Origin of the sequence: Bradyrhizobium sp. LTSP885 (genome assembly GCF_000938305.1) — a bacterium.
In the GTDB taxonomy this organism is placed as follows: Bacteria; Pseudomonadota; Alphaproteobacteria; order Rhizobiales; family Xanthobacteraceae; genus Bradyrhizobium.
Map to the genome: position 1 here is coordinate 434,952 of NZ_JYMT01000038.1, position 14,316 is coordinate 449,267.

The 14,316-nt window shown below is 63.8% G+C and carries 16 protein-coding genes; 11 read left to right on the forward strand and 5 right to left on the reverse strand.

The window, feature by feature from the left end; genetic code table 11:
* The first annotated feature begins 37 nt into the window (after positions 1 to 37).
* The 7 genes from UP09_RS25785 to phoB all read left to right on the forward strand — a co-directional run bounded on the left by UP09_RS25785 (position 38) and on the right by phoB (position 6,850).
* On the forward strand, positions 38 to 1,342 hold the full coding sequence (locus tag UP09_RS25785) for an ATP-binding protein (RefSeq protein ID WP_044541081.1): 1,305 nt from the start codon (positions 38 to 40) through the stop codon (positions 1,340 to 1,342).
* A gap of 135 nt (positions 1,343 to 1,477) precedes the next feature.
* Entirely contained in the window at positions 1,478 to 2,488 is a 1,011-nt protein-coding gene (gene pstS, locus UP09_RS25790) for a phosphate ABC transporter substrate-binding protein PstS (RefSeq protein WP_044541082.1), read from the forward strand.
* A 214-nt stretch (positions 2,489 to 2,702) separates the two neighbouring features.
* A complete protein-coding gene (gene pstC / locus UP09_RS25795; protein WP_044541083.1) occupies positions 2,703 to 3,692 on the forward strand; it encodes a phosphate ABC transporter permease subunit PstC in 990 nt (329 codons plus the stop codon).
* Positions 3,693 to 3,696: 4 nt separating this feature from the next.
* Entirely contained in the window at positions 3,697 to 4,542 is an 846-nt protein-coding gene (gene pstA, locus UP09_RS25800; protein ID WP_044541084.1) for a phosphate ABC transporter permease PstA, read from the forward strand.
* Positions 4,539 to 5,360 carry a phosphate ABC transporter ATP-binding protein PstB gene (gene pstB, locus UP09_RS25805; protein WP_044541085.1) on the forward strand — a complete coding sequence of 274 codons (822 nt, stop codon included), beginning with the start codon at positions 4,539 to 4,541 and terminating at the stop codon, positions 5,358 to 5,360. The genes pstA and pstB overlap by 4 nt, the downstream gene beginning before the upstream one ends.
* 11 nt (positions 5,361 to 5,371) lie before the next feature.
* Positions 5,372 to 6,088: a phosphate signaling complex protein PhoU gene (gene phoU, locus UP09_RS25810; RefSeq protein ID WP_044541086.1), complete on the forward strand. Its 717-nt coding sequence runs from the start codon at positions 5,372 to 5,374 to the stop codon at positions 6,086 to 6,088.
* Between the two features lie 51 nt (positions 6,089 to 6,139).
* Positions 6,140 to 6,850, forward strand: a complete 711-nt coding sequence (gene phoB / locus UP09_RS25815; protein ID WP_044541087.1) for a phosphate regulon transcriptional regulator PhoB — start codon at positions 6,140 to 6,142, stop codon at positions 6,848 to 6,850.
* Positions 6,851 to 7,010: 160 nt separating this feature from the next.
* On the opposite strand, the gene UP09_RS25820 is transcribed toward phoB, so the two are convergent.
* Complete coding sequence (locus UP09_RS25820; RefSeq protein ID WP_044541234.1) at positions 7,011 to 7,520, reverse strand: GcrA family cell cycle regulator; 510 nt, start codon at positions 7,518 to 7,520, stop codon at positions 7,011 to 7,013.
* A 495-nt stretch (positions 7,521 to 8,015) separates the two neighbouring features.
* On the opposite strand from UP09_RS25820, the gene UP09_RS25825 reads away from it, so the two are divergent.
* The 3 genes from UP09_RS25825 to UP09_RS25835 all read left to right on the forward strand — a co-directional run bounded on the left by UP09_RS25825 (position 8,016) and on the right by UP09_RS25835 (position 11,377).
* Entirely contained in the window at positions 8,016 to 9,224 is a 1,209-nt protein-coding gene (locus tag UP09_RS25825) for an aspartate aminotransferase family protein (protein ID WP_044541088.1), read from the forward strand.
* On the forward strand, positions 9,224 to 10,150 hold the full coding sequence (gene argF, locus UP09_RS25830) for an ornithine carbamoyltransferase (RefSeq protein WP_044541089.1): 927 nt from the start codon (positions 9,224 to 9,226) through the stop codon (positions 10,148 to 10,150). The genes UP09_RS25825 and argF overlap by 1 nt, the downstream gene beginning before the upstream one ends.
* Positions 10,151 to 10,363: 213 nt before the next feature.
* Positions 10,364 to 11,377: an Hsp33 family molecular chaperone gene (locus UP09_RS25835; protein WP_044541090.1), complete on the forward strand. Its 1,014-nt coding sequence runs from the start codon at positions 10,364 to 10,366 to the stop codon at positions 11,375 to 11,377.
* 150 nt (positions 11,378 to 11,527) lie between these two features.
* Here UP09_RS25835 and UP09_RS25840 read toward each other — a convergent pair whose 3' ends face one another.
* From UP09_RS25840 to UP09_RS25850, 3 genes are all read right to left on the reverse strand, one after another.
* Positions 11,528 to 11,758, reverse strand: coding sequence for a hypothetical protein (locus tag UP09_RS25840; protein WP_349643931.1), 231 nt, complete (start codon positions 11,756 to 11,758; stop codon positions 11,528 to 11,530).
* Between the two features lie 69 nt (positions 11,759 to 11,827).
* Positions 11,828 to 12,607, reverse strand: coding sequence for a sensor histidine kinase (locus UP09_RS25845; protein ID WP_044541091.1), 780 nt, complete (start codon positions 12,605 to 12,607; stop codon positions 11,828 to 11,830).
* Positions 12,608 to 12,711: 104 nt separating this feature from the next.
* Positions 12,712 to 13,095, reverse strand: coding sequence for a response regulator (locus UP09_RS25850; RefSeq protein WP_044541236.1), 384 nt, complete (start codon positions 13,093 to 13,095; stop codon positions 12,712 to 12,714).
* Positions 13,096 to 13,404: 309 nt separating this feature from the next.
* Here UP09_RS25850 and UP09_RS25855 point away from each other — a divergent pair, with 309 nt between their 5' ends.
* The gene (locus UP09_RS25855) at positions 13,405 to 13,752 is read left to right on the forward strand and encodes a DUF1488 family protein (RefSeq protein WP_245302194.1); all 348 of its coding nucleotides are present in this window, start codon (positions 13,405 to 13,407) and stop codon (positions 13,750 to 13,752) included.
* Positions 13,753 to 13,852: 100 nt separating this feature from the next.
* Here the strand turns inward: UP09_RS25855 and apaG are convergent, their stop codons facing one another.
* The gene (apaG, locus tag UP09_RS25860) at positions 13,853 to 14,251 is read right to left on the reverse strand and encodes a Co2+/Mg2+ efflux facilitator ApaG/CorD (RefSeq protein ID WP_044541238.1); all 399 of its coding nucleotides are present in this window, start codon (positions 14,249 to 14,251) and stop codon (positions 13,853 to 13,855) included.
* Positions 14,252 to 14,316 lie beyond the last annotated feature (65 nt).

Consider the following 14,316-nt stretch of genomic DNA (forward strand, 5'->3'; position numbering starts at 1 on the left):
GAGGACGACATGAACCGACGGGAAGAAAGCCGCCGCGATGGCCATTGACGATTCGCCTTCATCGATTTTCTCGCCGTGGCCGGACCGGCTGCGCCACGCGGCCATCATCCTTTTGGCCGCGGCACTTGCACTCAGCGTGGTGGTTGCGCTCGGCGAATTGTCGCCAGTGCGCGCCTGCGCGGTGTTCGCCTGCATCGCGGCTGCGGCCCTGGTGCCATGGCGGCTGCACGATAACGCGACGTCGCGCGAGGATGTCCGCGGCGTCAATCCGGTCGAGACCGCTGCCGTCAATGCCGTTGTCGCCGGCATGCCGGATCCGGCCGTCTTGCTGGATCGCGCCGGCCGCGTCATCCACCTCAACAGCGCGGCGGCCGAGCTCGCGCCGGCGCTGCGCAAGAACGAGCTGGCGCAATTTGCCCTGCGTTCGCCCGAGATCATCACGGCGCTGCGCGAGGCGATCGCGACCACCGAACCGCGCCGCGCCACCTACACCGACCACGTGCCAGTTGATCGTTGGATGGAATTGGTCATCACGCCGGTTCCGGTGCCGACGCAGTTCGGCGGCACCGACAAGTGCATGCTGATGACCTTTCACGACCTGACGCCGCTGCGGCGGGTCGAGGAGATGCGCGCCGACTTCGTTGCCAATGCGAGCCACGAGCTGCGCACGCCGCTCGCCGCGCTGTCCGGCTTCATCGACACGCTGCAGGGGCCGGCCCGGGACGACGTGCGGGCGCGCGAGCGCTTCCTCGGCATCATGCATGGCCAGGCCACCCGGATGGCGCGGCTGATCGACGATCTGCTGTCGCTGTCCCGGGTCGAGCTCTCGGCCCACGTCCGGCCCGAAACCTCGATCGATATCGTACCGATCATCCGCCAGGTCGCCGACGGGCTCGAGGCGCTGGCCAGCGAGCGCCAGGTCGAGATCGAGATCGACCTGCCCGAGAGGCCGGTCACGATCGCCGGCGACCGCGAGGAACTGCTGCGGTTGTTCGAGAACCTGATCGAGAACGCGCTCAAATACGGCGCCTCCGGCGGCCGCGTCATAGTGTCGCTGAGCCAGGCGGCGCAGGACGCAGCAAGCCCGGAAGTCCGTGTCATGGTTCGGGATTTCGGCCCCGGCATCGCGCCGGAACACCTGCCGCGGCTGACCGAGCGGTTCTATCGGGTCGATGTCGGCGACAGCCGGAACCAGGGTGGCACGGGCCTCGGATTATCCTTGGTGAAACATATTCTTAACCGTCATCGCGGCCGGCTTTTGATCGAAAGCGTGCCGAAAAACGGCGCCACTTTTACCGCCTGTTTTCCCCGCCTGAAGACCACGGTACCGGCACAAAGCTGAGTATTTTCAGCTGCTTGGGCGTGTCATCCAACTGTCATCTAACCTTCGTAAAAGCAGCACCGACCGCTCCTAGATGGACCGGCGTGGGCGCGATCGGGCGCACTGGCGCTTCGCCCACAAGATGGAGACCACCCCATGAATTTCATCAAGACAATCGTCGCTGCCGGCCTGGTCGCCGCTTCGACGTCGGCCTTCGCTGCCGATATTACCGGCGCGGGCGCGACGTTCCCGTTCCCGATCTACTCGAAATGGGCCGACGCCTACAAGAAAGACACCGGCAATGGCCTGAACTACCAGTCGATCGGCTCGGGCGCCGGCATCAAGCAGATCCAGGCCAAGACCGTGACCTTCGGCGCCAGCGACGCGCCGCTCAAGGCCGAGCAGCTCGAGAAGGATGGCCTGGTTCAGTGGCCGATGGTAATGGGCGCGATCGTGCCGGTCGTGAACCTCGAAGGCATCAAGCCGGGCGACCTGATCCTGTCGGGCGAAGTGCTCGGCGACATCTATCTCGGCAAGATCACCAAGTGGAATGACGCGGCGATCGCCAAGCTCAATCCGAAGCTGACCCTGCCGACCGACGCCATCACCGTCGTGCGCCGTTCGGATGGTTCGGGCACCACCTTCAACTTCACCGACTACCTCTCCAAGTCGAACGCTGACTGGAAGTCCAAGGTCGGTTCGGGCACCGCGGTCGAATGGCCGGTCGGCGTCGGCGCCAAGGGCAACGAAGGCGTTGCCGGCAACATCAGCCAGACCAAGAACGCGATCGGCTATGTCGAATATGCCTACGCCAAGCAGAACAAGCTGACCTACACCGGCTTGATCAACAAGGCCGGCAAGACCGTGCAGCCGACCGTTGCGTCCTTCCAGGCCGCTGCGTCGAACGCCGACTGGGCCAAGGCTCCCGGCTACTACGTGATCCTGACCGACCAGCCGGGCGAAGCCTCCTGGCCGATCACCGCCGCGACCTTCATCCTGATGCACAAGGATGCGACCGACAAGGCGGCCTCGCAGGAAGCCATCAAGTTCTTTAAATACGCCTTCGAGAAGGGCGGCAAGATGGCTGAAGAGCTCGACTACATCCCGATGCCGGAGCCGGTCGTCAAGTTGATCGAAAAGACCTGGACTGCCGAGATCAAGAGCTAAGTTCAACGCTTCGAACCAGACCTGTGCCGCCCCAAGGGCGGCACAGGTCGAGCGACCAGACCCACGGCTCCATCATCACCACAAGAGCCAAGGGTCCCGCGCCTGACCAGGCGCAGCCGGAACGGCGCCGGCCAAAACGCCAGTGAAGATCGCTTCGGGGGCGTAGCGGTTTGCGTAGCTTTCACATAGTAGAGAGGGAATTGGCGTGGCAGACATGGCTGTTCAGAGCGATGTGATGGAAGCTGCCGGACCTTACGATCGCGCCAAGGCCCTCAGTGCCTTCAGGCTCGGCGACGCCACGTTCTACTGGATCACCCGCATCTCCGCGATTTCAGTCCTGCTGATCCTCGGCGGCATCATCCTGTCGCTGATCGTTGGCGCCTGGCCGGCGATGAAGGAATACGGCTTCGCGTTCCTGTGGACGCAACGCTGGGCGCCCTCGGCCGATCCGCCGGTGCTCGGCGCGCTCGGCCCGATGTACGGCACCCTGGTCACATCGATCATCGCGATGATGATCGCGATTCCGGTCGGCATCGGCATCGCCATCTTCCTGACCGAGCTCTGCCCGCAAATGCTGCGCCGCCCGATCGGCATCGCGATCGAGCTGCTGGCCGGCATCCCCTCGATCATCTACGGCATGTGGGGCTTCTTCGTGCTGGGCCCGTTCCTCGCCAACTACTTCCAGCCGTTCATGATCAGGATCTTCGAAGGCGTGCCGGTGCTAGGCAGCGTGTTCGGGGGGCCGCCGTCCTATCTCAGCCTGTTCAACGCCGCGCTGATCCTCGCGATCATGGTGCTGCCGTTCATCACCGCGATCTCGGTCGACGTGTTCAAGACCGTGCCGCCGGTGCTGAAGGAGGCCGCCTACGGCATGGGCTGCACCACCTGGGAAGTGGTCCGCAGCGTCGTGATCCCCTACACACGGGTTGGCGTGATCGGCGGCGTCATGCTGGCGCTCGGCCGCGCACTCGGCGAGACCATGGCGGTGACCTTCATCATCGGCAACTCGTTCCGCATCTCGTCGTCGATCTTTGCACCTGGCACCACGATCTCGGCGGCGATCGCCTCCGAATTCGCCGAGAGCGACGGGCTCCATCAGTCCGGCCTGATCCTGCTCGGCCTGCTGTTGTTCGTGCTGACCTTCTTCGTGCTCGCCGGCGCGCGGCTGATGCTGATGCGGCTCGAAACCAAGGCGGGGAAATGACGCCATGAACCCGATCTACAAATCCCGCCGCCGCACCGACGTCATCGTCCGCCTGCTATGCGTCGGCGCCGCGCTGTTCGGCGTCACCTGGCTGGCGCTGATCCTGGCGACGCTGCTCTACAACGGCCTTGCCGGCCTGAGCGTGCAACTCTTCACCCAGAACACGCCGCCACCCGGCTCGACCGACGGCGGCCTACTCAACGCCATCGTCGGCTCGATCATCATGACCGTGATCGGTGTCGGCATCGGCGCGCCGCTCGGCCTGTTCGCCGGTACCTATCTCGCCGAATACGGCAAGAATGACCGGCTCACCTCGGTGATCCGCTTCATCAACGACATCCTGCTCAGCGCGCCCTCGATCATCATCGGCCTGTTCGTCTATGGCGCCGTCGTGGTGCCGATGCGCGGCTTCTCGGCGCTCGCGGGCTGCCTTGCGCTCGCGGTCATCGTGATCCCGGTCGTGCTGCGCACCACCGAGGACATGCTGCTGCTGGTGCCCAATCCGTTGCGCGAGGCGGCCTCCGCGCTCGGCCTGCCGCGCTCGCTGGTGATCAAGCGGATCGCCTATCGTGCCGCCCGATCGGGTCTGATCACCGGTGTGCTGCTGGCGACCGCCCGCGTCGCCGGCGAAACCGCGCCGCTGCTGTTCACCGCGCTGTCGAACCAGTTCTTCAGCCTCGACCTGACCAAGACGATGGCCAACCTGCCGGTGACCATCAACAACTTCGTGCAGAGCCCCTATGCCTACTGGAAAGAGTTGGCCTGGAGCGGCGCTTTGCTCATCACGTTCACCGTGCTCGCCCTCAATATCGGCGCGCGCATTCTCGGTGCCGAAAGGGCCACAAAATGACCGAGCTCTCCGTTTCGACGAGTCCCCCGAGCCATGTTGCTCCGCATTCGCCGCTGCCGGATGCGCCGCCGAAGGTCACGGTGCGCAACCTCAACTTCTATTACGGCGAGCACCATGCGCTGAAGAACATCAATCTGACGCTCGGCACCAACCGCGTCACGGCGTTCATCGGCCCGTCCGGCTGCGGCAAGTCGACTTTGCTGCGCATCTTCAACCGGATGTATGATCTCTATCCGGGGCAACGCGCCGTCGGCCAGCTGATGCTGGACCAGACCAACATCCTGGACTCAAAGCTCGACCTCAATCTTCTGCGCGCGCGGGTCGGCATGGTGTTCCAGAAGCCGACGCCGTTCCCGATGACGATCTACGAGAACATCGCCTTCGGCATTCGCCTTTACGAGAAGATCTCGAAGTCCGAGATGGACGACCGCGTCGAGAAGGCGCTGCGCGGCGGCGCGCTGTGGAACGAGGTCAAGGACAAGCTGAACGCCTCGGGTCTCTCGCTCTCCGGCGGCCAGCAGCAGCGCCTGTGCATCGCGCGCACGGTCGCGGTGCGGCCCGAAGTGATCCTGTTCGACGAGCCGTGCTCGGCGCTCGATCCGATCTCGACCGCCAAGGTCGAGGAACTGATCCAGGAGCTGTCCGAGGACTACACGATCGCGATCGTCACCCACAACATGCAGCAGGCGGCGCGCGTCTCCGACAAGACCGCCTTCATGTATCTCGGCGAACTGATTGAGTTCGACGACACCAACAAGATCTTCACCTCGCCGAGCGATCGACGCACCCAGGACTACATCACCGGCCGGTTCGGTTGAGGAGATAACACATGGCTTCTGAACATACCGCCAAGGCGTTCGACAGCGACCTGCAGGAACTCACCCGCCTGGTCGCCGAGATGGGCGGCCTCGTCGAACGGATGATTACCGAGTCCGTCGATGCGCTGATCCGTCGCGACGTCGCGCTCGGCAAACGTGTCGTCGCCGCCGACATCGAAATCGACAGCTTGCAGCGCGTCATCGAGGAGCGCGCGGTTCTGACCATCGCGCGCCGCCAGCCGATGGCGATCGACCTGCGCGAGATCGTCGGCGCGATGCGGGTGGCCACCGATCTCGAGCGGATCGGCGACCTCGCTAAGAACATGGGCAAGCGCGTCGCGGCGCTGGAGAGCGATTTCCAGCCGCTCAAGCTGATCCGCGGCCTGGAGCACATGACCGATCTCGTGCTGTCGCAGGTCAAGTCGGTGCTCGACGCCTATGCGGCGCACGATCTGCCCGCAGCGATGGCGGTCTGGAAGGGCGACGAAGAGGTCGACGCGATCTGCACCTCGTTGTTCCGCGAACTGCTCACCTACATGATGGAAGATCCGCGCAACATCTCGTTCTGCATCCACCTGATGTTTTGCGCCAAGAACATCGAGCGGATCGGTGACCACGCCACCAACATCGCGGAAACCGTCTTCTACATGATCGAGGGCCAGCAGATCATGGACAAGCGTCCGAAGGGCGACATGACCAATTTCGCCACCACGGTTCCGGGCAGCTAATTTCGGTTCGCGTCAGGACAACGGATCAAGACAGAGAGAGAACACAAACCGATGAGCGCACGCATTCTGGTGGTCGAAGACGAAGAAGCGCTGACGACGTTGTTGCGCTACAACCTCGACGCGGAAGGCTATGACGTCGAGACGGTCGGGCGCGGCGACGACGCCGACACGCGGCTGAAGGAGCGCATTCCCGATCTCGTGGTGCTGGACTGGATGCTGCCAGGCCTCTCCGGCATCGAGCTGTGCCGCCGCCTGCGGGCGCGGCCCGAGACCAAGCAACTGCCGATCATCATGCTGACCGCGCGCGGCGAGGAGAGCGAGCGGGTACGGGGCCTTGCCACCGGCGCCGACGATTACATCGTCAAGCCGTTCTCGGTGCCGGAGCTGTTGGCGCGGGTGAAGGGCCTGTTGCGTCGGGCGAGCCCGGAGCGGCTTGCCACCGTGCTGACCTATGGCGACATCGAGCTCGACCGCGAGAAGCGCCGCGTGGCGCGCTCGGGCCGGCCGATCGATCTCGGCCCGACCGAGTATCGCCTGCTCGAGTTCTTCCTGGAGCATCCCGGCCGCGTGTTCAGCCGCGAGCAATTGCTCGACAGCGTCTGGGGCCGCGACATCTATATCGACGAGCGCACCGTCGACGTGCATATCGGCCGGCTGCGCAAGCTGCTCAATCCGGGCCGCGAGCAGGATCCGATCCGCACCGTGCGCGGCGCCGGCTACGCGCTCGACGATCGTTTTGCGAAGGCCGAGCCGCAGCAATGATTGTCGTCCCGGCGAAAAGCCGGGACCCATAACCACAAATCTTGATTGTTGAACGTAGCCCGGATGAAGCGAAGCGAAATCCGGGACCGCTCTCAAACCTTGGCAAGACCTTCCCGGGTTCCGCTGCGCTTCACCCGGGCTACAGGTCCCAATGCTTAGCTTACCGCGTCGGCTTGGGCGCCGGCCGCCGGCGATCATTCGCCGGCTGGTAGGCGATGCGCGAGTGATGTGCGCAATAGGGCAGGCCGCCGAGCGCCTTGCCGCCGCAGAAGAAGAAATCCGGGCTCGACGGATCGCCGACCGGCCAATGGCAGGTTGCCTCGTTCAGCTCGAGCAGCGACAGCCGCTGGCTCATCGGCACGACGTTGTCGTAGGTGACCGGATCGGTCTCCATCTCGACCTCGAAGGCGTGGGCCAGTGCGGTGTTGCCGCGCGACACCGGGCGCGCCACCCGCATCATATGCTGCGCCGGACGTGCCTTGCGTTGCCGCGGCGCGGCCGTGGAGGGGGCCTTGGCGCGGCCGGACAGGCCGAGCCGGTGCACTTTGCCGATCACGGCATTTCGCGTCACATTGCCAAGTTCCGCCGCGATCTGGCTGGCGGACAGGCCGGATTCCCAGAGCTTCTTCAGCTGCTCGACGCGATCGTCGGACCAGGTCAATACAGTCATCGCATTCATCCCTTCGCTGAGCACCGGCCAATCCTTGGAGCGGTGCTGCGAGCCAAATCTCGAAAAACTCCTGCGGTCAGAATCCCTTAGCCCTCGCCGAGCGCGCCTATGCGCCCGAACGTCTACGCAGAACGAAAGGCTACTTAAGGGGTCCAGTACTACCGCACGAGATGTCGTACCCGACAGCCCAAACGCTACAATATGGCGTGACTCTGGCGCAAGAGTCCGCGGTCGCGCGTCCACATGTTCCCACACTTATGCATTGCAATTCCACTTTTCCACCGCACCGGAATGCTCCGGATTGCGCTCGATTCGGACCGCAGGAAGCCCGCTTCCGGCGATTGACAGTTACTGCCCGCAGCATAGAATGCCCTTACGTGCCGCCCGAAAAGGCGGCACGTTTTGTTTTCCAAAGCTGGCTGTTGTCGCGTCGGCGTCAAGGCGCGCGGCAATCGTCGGCCTCACACCCGTCAGTGCAACCTTGTAGTGATAGCCATGACCAACAGCGCCGCGTCGCATCTGCTCCCCGTCTTTGCCAGGGTCGATCTCGGCTTCGAGCGCGGTGAGGGCGCCTGGTTGATCGCAACCAATGGCGACCGCTATCTCGACTTCACCTCAGGCGTCGCGGTGAACGCCCTCGGCCACGCCCATCCGCATCTGGTCAAGGCGCTGCAGGAGCAAGCGACCAAGCTCTGGCACATGTCGAACCTGTTCAAGAGCCCGGACGGCGAGAAGCTCGCGGCGCGGCTCTGCGAGCAGAGCTTTGCCGACTTCGTATTCTTCTGCAATTCCGGCGCGGAGGCGATGGAGGGCGTGATCAAGCTGGTCCGCCATTATCACTTCTCCAAAGGGCATCCCGAGCGCTACCGCATCATCACCTTCGAAGGCGCTTTCCATGGCCGCACGCTGGGGACGCTCGCCGCCACCGGCTCGGCCAAATACCTTGAGGGCTTTGGTCCGCCGATGGACGGCTTCGACCAGGTGCCGCATGGCGACATCGAGGCCGTGAAGAAGGCGATCGGACCGCACACCGCCGGCATCCTGATCGAACCGGTGCAGGGCGAGGGCGGCGTGCGCTCCGCGCCGCATGCCTTCTTCAAGGCGCTGCGCCAGCTCTGCGACGAGCACGGCTTGCTGCTTGCATTCGACGAGGTGCAGACCGGCATGGGCCGCACCGGCGATCTGTTCGCCTACAAGCGCACCGGCGTCACGCCCGACGTGATGTCGCTGGCCAAGGCGCTCGGCGGCGGCTTTCCGATCGGCGCGGTGCTGGCGAGTGCGGAAGCCGCAGCCGGCATGGCGCCGGGCTCGCACGGCTCGACCTTCGGCGGTAATCCGCTTGCGGTGGCGGCGGCCAATGCCGTGCTCGACGTCATGCTCAAGCCCGGCTTCTTCGATCACGTGCAGCGGATGTCGCTGCTGCTCAAGCAGAAGCTCGCCTCCGTCGTCGACCGCTATCCCAGCGTGCTCTCCGACGTACGCGGCGAGGGCCTTCTGATCGGCGTCAAGGCCGTGGTGCCCTCGGGCGATCTCGTCGCCGCACTGCGCAACGAGAAGCTGCTGACCGTCGGGGCCGGCGACAATGTCGTGCGGTTCCTGGCGCCGCTGATCGTCACCGAGGCCGAACTCGACCAGGCGGTCGCAAGCCTCGAGCGCGCCAGCGCCGCGCTGTCGTCGGCGCTGCCGAAGAAGGCGGCCGGGTGATGAGCAAGCCGGTACGACACTTCCTCGACATCGACGAACTGCCGCTTGCCGAGCTGCGTAACATGCTCTCGGCCGGCGCCGCCATGAAGGCGGCGCGGAAGGCGCATGAGAAGCCCAGGAAGCCGCTCGAAGGCAAGACACTGGCGATGATCTTCGAACGCCCGTCGACCCGCACCCGGGTGTCGTTCGACGTCGGCATGCGCCAGCTCGGCGGTGAATCGATCATGCTGACCGGCACCGAGATGCAGCTCGGCCGCGGCGAGACCATCGCCGACACCGCGCGCGTGCTGTCGCGCTATGTCGACGCGATCATGATCCGCATCCTCAATCACGATGCGCTGCTCGAGCTCGCCGCCCACGCCACCGTTCCCGTCATCAACGGGCTGACGCGCCGTTCGCATCCCTGCCAGGTGATGGCCGACCTGATGACCTTCGAGGAAAATCGCGGCTCGATCGAAGGCAAGACGGTGGCCTGGACCGGAGACGACAACAACGTGCTGGCCTCCTGGGCCCACGCCGCCGAGCGCTTCAAGTTCAACCTCAACATCGCCACGCCGCCGGAGCTCGCGCCGAAGAAGCCGATGCGCGACTGGATCAAGGCGACCGGCGCGCCGATCGTGCTCGGCACCGATCCGGAGGCCGCGGTGCACGGAGCCGACTGCGTCGTCACCGACACCTGGGTGTCGATGGGCGACAAGGAGGGCGAGCACCGCCACAACGTGCTGAAGCCCTATCAGGTCAATGCCAAGCTGATGTCGCTTGCCAAGCCCGACGCGCTGTTCATGCACTGCCTGCCGGCACATCGCGGCGAGGAGGTCACCGACGAGGTGATCGACGGCCCGCAATCCGTCGTGTTCGATGAGGCCGAAAACCGCCTGCATGCGCAGAAGGGCATTCTGGCCTGGTGTTTCGACGCAGTGGCCTGAACGTCGCGAATAACGCCGTCGTCCCTGCGAAAGCAGGGACCCATACGCCGCGGCCCGTGAAGAAGGCACAAGGGGAGACGCCTTGTGTCACAACAAAATCCTGTGGTTATGGGTCCCTGCTCCCGTGCGCAATTGCGCACTAGGCAGGGACGACAGATGCTCTCGTTGAGTAAACCCCTTTATTTCATCGTTCGAGACCCCAGATAAAGCGCCATGGTTTCACAGTCCTCTGACATCAAAATCCCGGCTGAGGCGCCGATCCGCGCGCCGTCGGCCATTCCCGTTGATGACGCGGTGCTGGCCTTTGAGGTCGGCGCGCTCGACCTGCGCGGACGGCTGACCCGGCTCGGCCCCGCGCTCGACGAGATCCTGCACAAGCACGATTACCCGCCGCCGGTCGGCAAGCTGCTCGGCGAAGCCATCGTGCTGACGACGCTGCTCGGCTCGACCGTGAAGTTCGAAGGGCGCTTCATCCTGCAGACCCGGACCGACGGTCCGGTCTCGCTGCTGATCGTCGATTTCCAGGCCCCCGACCGGCTGCGCGCCTATGCGCGCTACGATGCGGGCCAGCTCAAGGCCGGCCAGAGTTCGGGCGAACTGCTCGGCAAGGGCCATCTGGCCATGACCATCGACCAGGGCGCGGAGATGAGCCGCTACCAGGGACTGGTCGCGCTCGACGGCGGCAGCCTGGAAGAGGCCGCCCATGAGTATTTCCTGCGCTCGGAACAGATTCCGACGCGGGTGCGCCTGGCGGTCGGCGAGGAGATGCGCGGCGGCGAGGGCGGCAAGCACCACTGGCGTGCCGGCGGCATTCTGCTGCAATTCCTGCCCAAGGCACCCGAGCGCGCCAAGCAGGCGGATATGCATCCAGGCGACGCGCCGGAGGGCACGGTCACGCATTCTGTGCCCGACGACGACGCCTGGGTCGAAGGACAGTCGCTGATCTCGACCGTCGAGGATGTCGAGCTGATCGACCCTGGTCTCTCCGGCGAGCGGCTGCTGTACCGGCTGTTTCACGAACGCGGCGTCCGCGTCTTCACCCCGCAACCGCTGCGCGCACAGTGCTCCTGCTCGCGCGACGCTGTCTCCGCGATGCTGAACAGTTTTGCGCCGAACGACCGCGCCGACATGGTCAAGGACGGTAAGGTCGTCGTGACCTGCGAGTTCTGCTCGTCGGTCTACGATTTTACGCCGCAGGAAGCGGGTGTGGAGGAGGCGGGGAATTGATCCTCAACGCAGCATCCCTGCGTTCGTCGAACAGTTCTCTCAGCAAGCGCCGCAGCTCGCGACGTCCGGCGTTTGCCCATTTTGGGTGAAGTGCTCGGCAATTCCCATCGTCGCGGTCTGATGGTCGACAGTGCCGTCGGTGCATGCCTGTCAACTCAGCAAGGTACGGGCCTTGTTGGCGGCGTCATAGATTTCGATCTGAAGCATCGGATATGCCGTCTTCAGTTTTCGGCCGGCTGTTTCAGCAGCCTCGACAGTGTCGAACTCCGACTTGAAATGGCCGTCGACAACGGTCACGAAACCTTCGGTGGGCGGCCGGTCGGCGCGCATCACTTTCCTCGGCTCCGGTTCGTCAATAGTGAGCAGGGTCTTCTTCATCATGGGATCCTTCCAAATCAATCTCGAATCAACCTGTGAAACGCTGTCGGCAAGGGTTCTTGCACGAACAGGCTATGCCGTCGACGACGTCAGAGAAGTCATTGGCACATCGAATGCGTACACGAAACCGGTGGGCTCATAGCTCAGCTGCACGTCGCCGCGGAGCTGCTTACCGAGCGTTTCGATCAGCCGTGTCCCGAAGCTGCGCCTTTCGGGAGGGCGGACCGCCGCACCGTTCTTCTCGGTCCAGGTCAGGCGCAGGCGCTGCGCCGCCTGGTCCAGCGTCCAGCTGATGTCGACGCGCCCGTCCGGGACCGACAGCGCGCCAAACTTCGTGGCATTCGTGCAAAGCTCGTTGAGCGTCATTGAGATGGCGATGACGGCGCCCGACGTCATCCGGACATCGGGTCCCGAAATCGAGAATTTCGGCTCATCCGGATCGATGAAGGCTTCAGCAGCGCCGCGGACGACGGTGCCAAGATCCGCGCTGCTCCATCTTGCCTGCAGCAGCAGGTCGTGCGCCCGCCCGAGCGCCAATAGCCGGCCCTCGATGGCGTGCTGGGCTGGCTTGGCCTCCGGCAGTTCACGCAGGCTTTGGGAGACGATGGCGCCAACGGTCGCGAGCGTGTTCTTGATGCGGTGGTGCAGCTCTTCGAGAATCAGCTTCTGCAGCTCATCGGACGCCTCGCGCTCCCTGGCGTCGATGCCGGCCTTGGCGAGCAAGCTCGTTGCGTTGATCTCGGCCTGCGCCAGCAGAAGCCGCAGGCTGACATTCTCTGCCGCCAGAACGTCCTCATTCGAGGCTGTGACGCTCGAGGGACGCGGGATTATGCGGAATTCGGCTTCGATCATCATTCACTGTATCATCATGAGTCGGATACCGCACCTAGTGTTCGGCACACGCGCTCTACCGCAATAAGGCGGTTCAGGCTGCAATCGGCTTGAAACCGCGCGTATCAGGCCCGGCCGATCATGCCATGCATGCCGGCTATCAATTCCCCGGCATTGAGCGGCTTGCCGAAAAACCTGCAGTGCGGAGGCAGATCAAGCTTCGGCAGGTTCGCTTGCCCGGATACAACGATGATCTTGATCGACGGCCACCGCGCATGCACGGCATGCGCAAGCCCAATGCCGTCCATTTTGCCGGGCATCTGGATGTCGGTGCAGATCAGCGCGATATCGGATCTGGATTCCAGGATGGCGACGGCTTCGGCAGCATCCAGGGCCTCAAGCGGCGTGTAGCCGGCGTATTCCACCATGTCGACCGCGCTCATCCGCAGCATCATCTCGTCCTCGACAATCAGAACGACGGCTGGGATGGATGAATGATCAAGTACCATCAGACCGGCGCTCACGGTGCTCGAGTGTCGAAACTGCCATCGACCGGAATTTAGGCGGCCGAACTGGGGATAAGCATTTCAGCGCCCATTTGATCCAAGGCAGCTTAACATTGACACAATAAGCCCGCCGCGAGGGCAGCGTATTGCATGCTTCTGCGTGTCACTCGCGTGTAGATATTCCGGCCGGAACGCCGTCTGGTTCGAGCGGGCTTGTGATTCGATGCCGGAGTAGCCACTTGCTTCACAGCGCAACTGTATTGTTACAGCATCCCCTTTGCGGAAGCGCGAAGCTTTAAGCCGCCAAATGTTGTGACCGATATCGACCAACGTCACGTCGCTTCGACGCGCGAGACGCGGGTCACGACAAGCCACGGCAACAACCTGACGGTCTCAACCATGATCGAATTTCCAAATCACAGTCGTTCATACGACCAAACGCGGCGGGCCGTGCGGTTTTGGGGACACGACAGCGCGATCGAGGCTTCATTCTTCATAGACGAGGGTGCGTTGAAGAGAATTCAACCGGATGCACGCCCCGATGAGTCTGGATTTCTGAACGCCTTCGATTCCAACCGTGATGCGATTTGTGCCGCCGCTGCCAGGATTTATGTCCGCGGCAGCAGGGGTTCGTACAATCTGGTCGCGGCCAATTTCTGAAACCCGCGCCTTCGATCTGATCACGCGAGACGATCGGGCAAATCGAGTGCCCGCGTTGCGCCAGCCGCAAACCGAGCTTGCGTGGCGACGTCACGCCCGGTCAGTTCAACACCCTTTTGCCGTCCGGGCTCGGGCTATCCAGCGAAAACGTCGGCACGTCGATCTCGAAGCGTTCGCCGCTCTCGCTGACCATCTGGTAGGTGCCGGTCATGAAGCCGGAGGCGGTCGGCAGCGGCACGCCCGAGGTGTATTCGAAGCGCTCGCCGGGGGCGAGCACCGGCTGCTTGCCGATCACGCCTTCCCCGCGCACCTCCTGCCTGCGGCCGGTGGCGTCGGTGATGATCCAGTGCCGGGTCCGCAACTGGACGGTTTCCGAGCCGGAATTGGTGATCACGATGGTGTAGGACCAGAAATACTCGCGCTTCTCGATCGACGACTCCTCCGGCATGAAGTTCGGCTCGACGGTGACTTCGATCTGGCGGGTAACAGCGCGGTACATGCGGCTCATTCCGATGGTCTTCATAGCTGCATCATATCGAATTGATCTGCCGGAACCAATCGGTT

Excerpts from the sequence above, each read along its gene's own strand:
- UP09_RS25840 (WP_349643931.1), bottom strand. The coding sequence starts at position 11,758 with ATGATGAAGAAGACCCTGCTCACTATTGACGAACCGGAGCCGAGGAAA.
- UP09_RS25845 (WP_044541091.1), bottom strand. The coding sequence starts at position 12,607 with ATGATCGAAGCCGAATTCCGCATAATCCCGCGTCCCTCGAGCGTCACA.
- pstC (WP_044541083.1), top strand. The coding sequence starts at position 2,703 with ATGGCTGTTCAGAGCGATGTGATGGAAGCTGCCGGACCTTACGATCGC.
- phoU (WP_044541086.1), top strand. The coding sequence starts at position 5,372 with ATGGCTTCTGAACATACCGCCAAGGCGTTCGACAGCGACCTGCAGGAA.
- apaG (WP_044541238.1), bottom strand. The coding sequence starts at position 14,251 with ATGTACCGCGCTGTTACCCGCCAGATCGAAGTCACCGTCGAGCCGAAC.
- UP09_RS25835 (WP_044541090.1), top strand. The coding sequence starts at position 10,364 with ATGGTTTCACAGTCCTCTGACATCAAAATCCCGGCTGAGGCGCCGATC.
- pstB (WP_044541085.1), top strand. The coding sequence starts at position 4,539 with ATGACCGAGCTCTCCGTTTCGACGAGTCCCCCGAGCCATGTTGCTCCG.
- argF (WP_044541089.1), top strand. The coding sequence starts at position 9,224 with ATGAGCAAGCCGGTACGACACTTCCTCGACATCGACGAACTGCCGCTT.
- pstS (WP_044541082.1), top strand. The coding sequence starts at position 1,478 with ATGAATTTCATCAAGACAATCGTCGCTGCCGGCCTGGTCGCCGCTTCG.
- UP09_RS25785 (WP_044541081.1), top strand. The coding sequence starts at position 38 with ATGGCCATTGACGATTCGCCTTCATCGATTTTCTCGCCGTGGCCGGAC.
- phoB (WP_044541087.1), top strand. The coding sequence starts at position 6,140 with ATGAGCGCACGCATTCTGGTGGTCGAAGACGAAGAAGCGCTGACGACG.
- UP09_RS25850 (WP_044541236.1), bottom strand. The coding sequence starts at position 13,095 with ATGGTACTTGATCATTCATCCATCCCAGCCGTCGTTCTGATTGTCGAG.
- pstA (WP_044541084.1), top strand. The coding sequence starts at position 3,697 with ATGAACCCGATCTACAAATCCCGCCGCCGCACCGACGTCATCGTCCGC.
- UP09_RS25825 (WP_044541088.1), top strand. The coding sequence starts at position 8,016 with ATGACCAACAGCGCCGCGTCGCATCTGCTCCCCGTCTTTGCCAGGGTC.
- UP09_RS25820 (WP_044541234.1), bottom strand. The coding sequence starts at position 7,520 with ATGACTGTATTGACCTGGTCCGACGATCGCGTCGAGCAGCTGAAGAAG.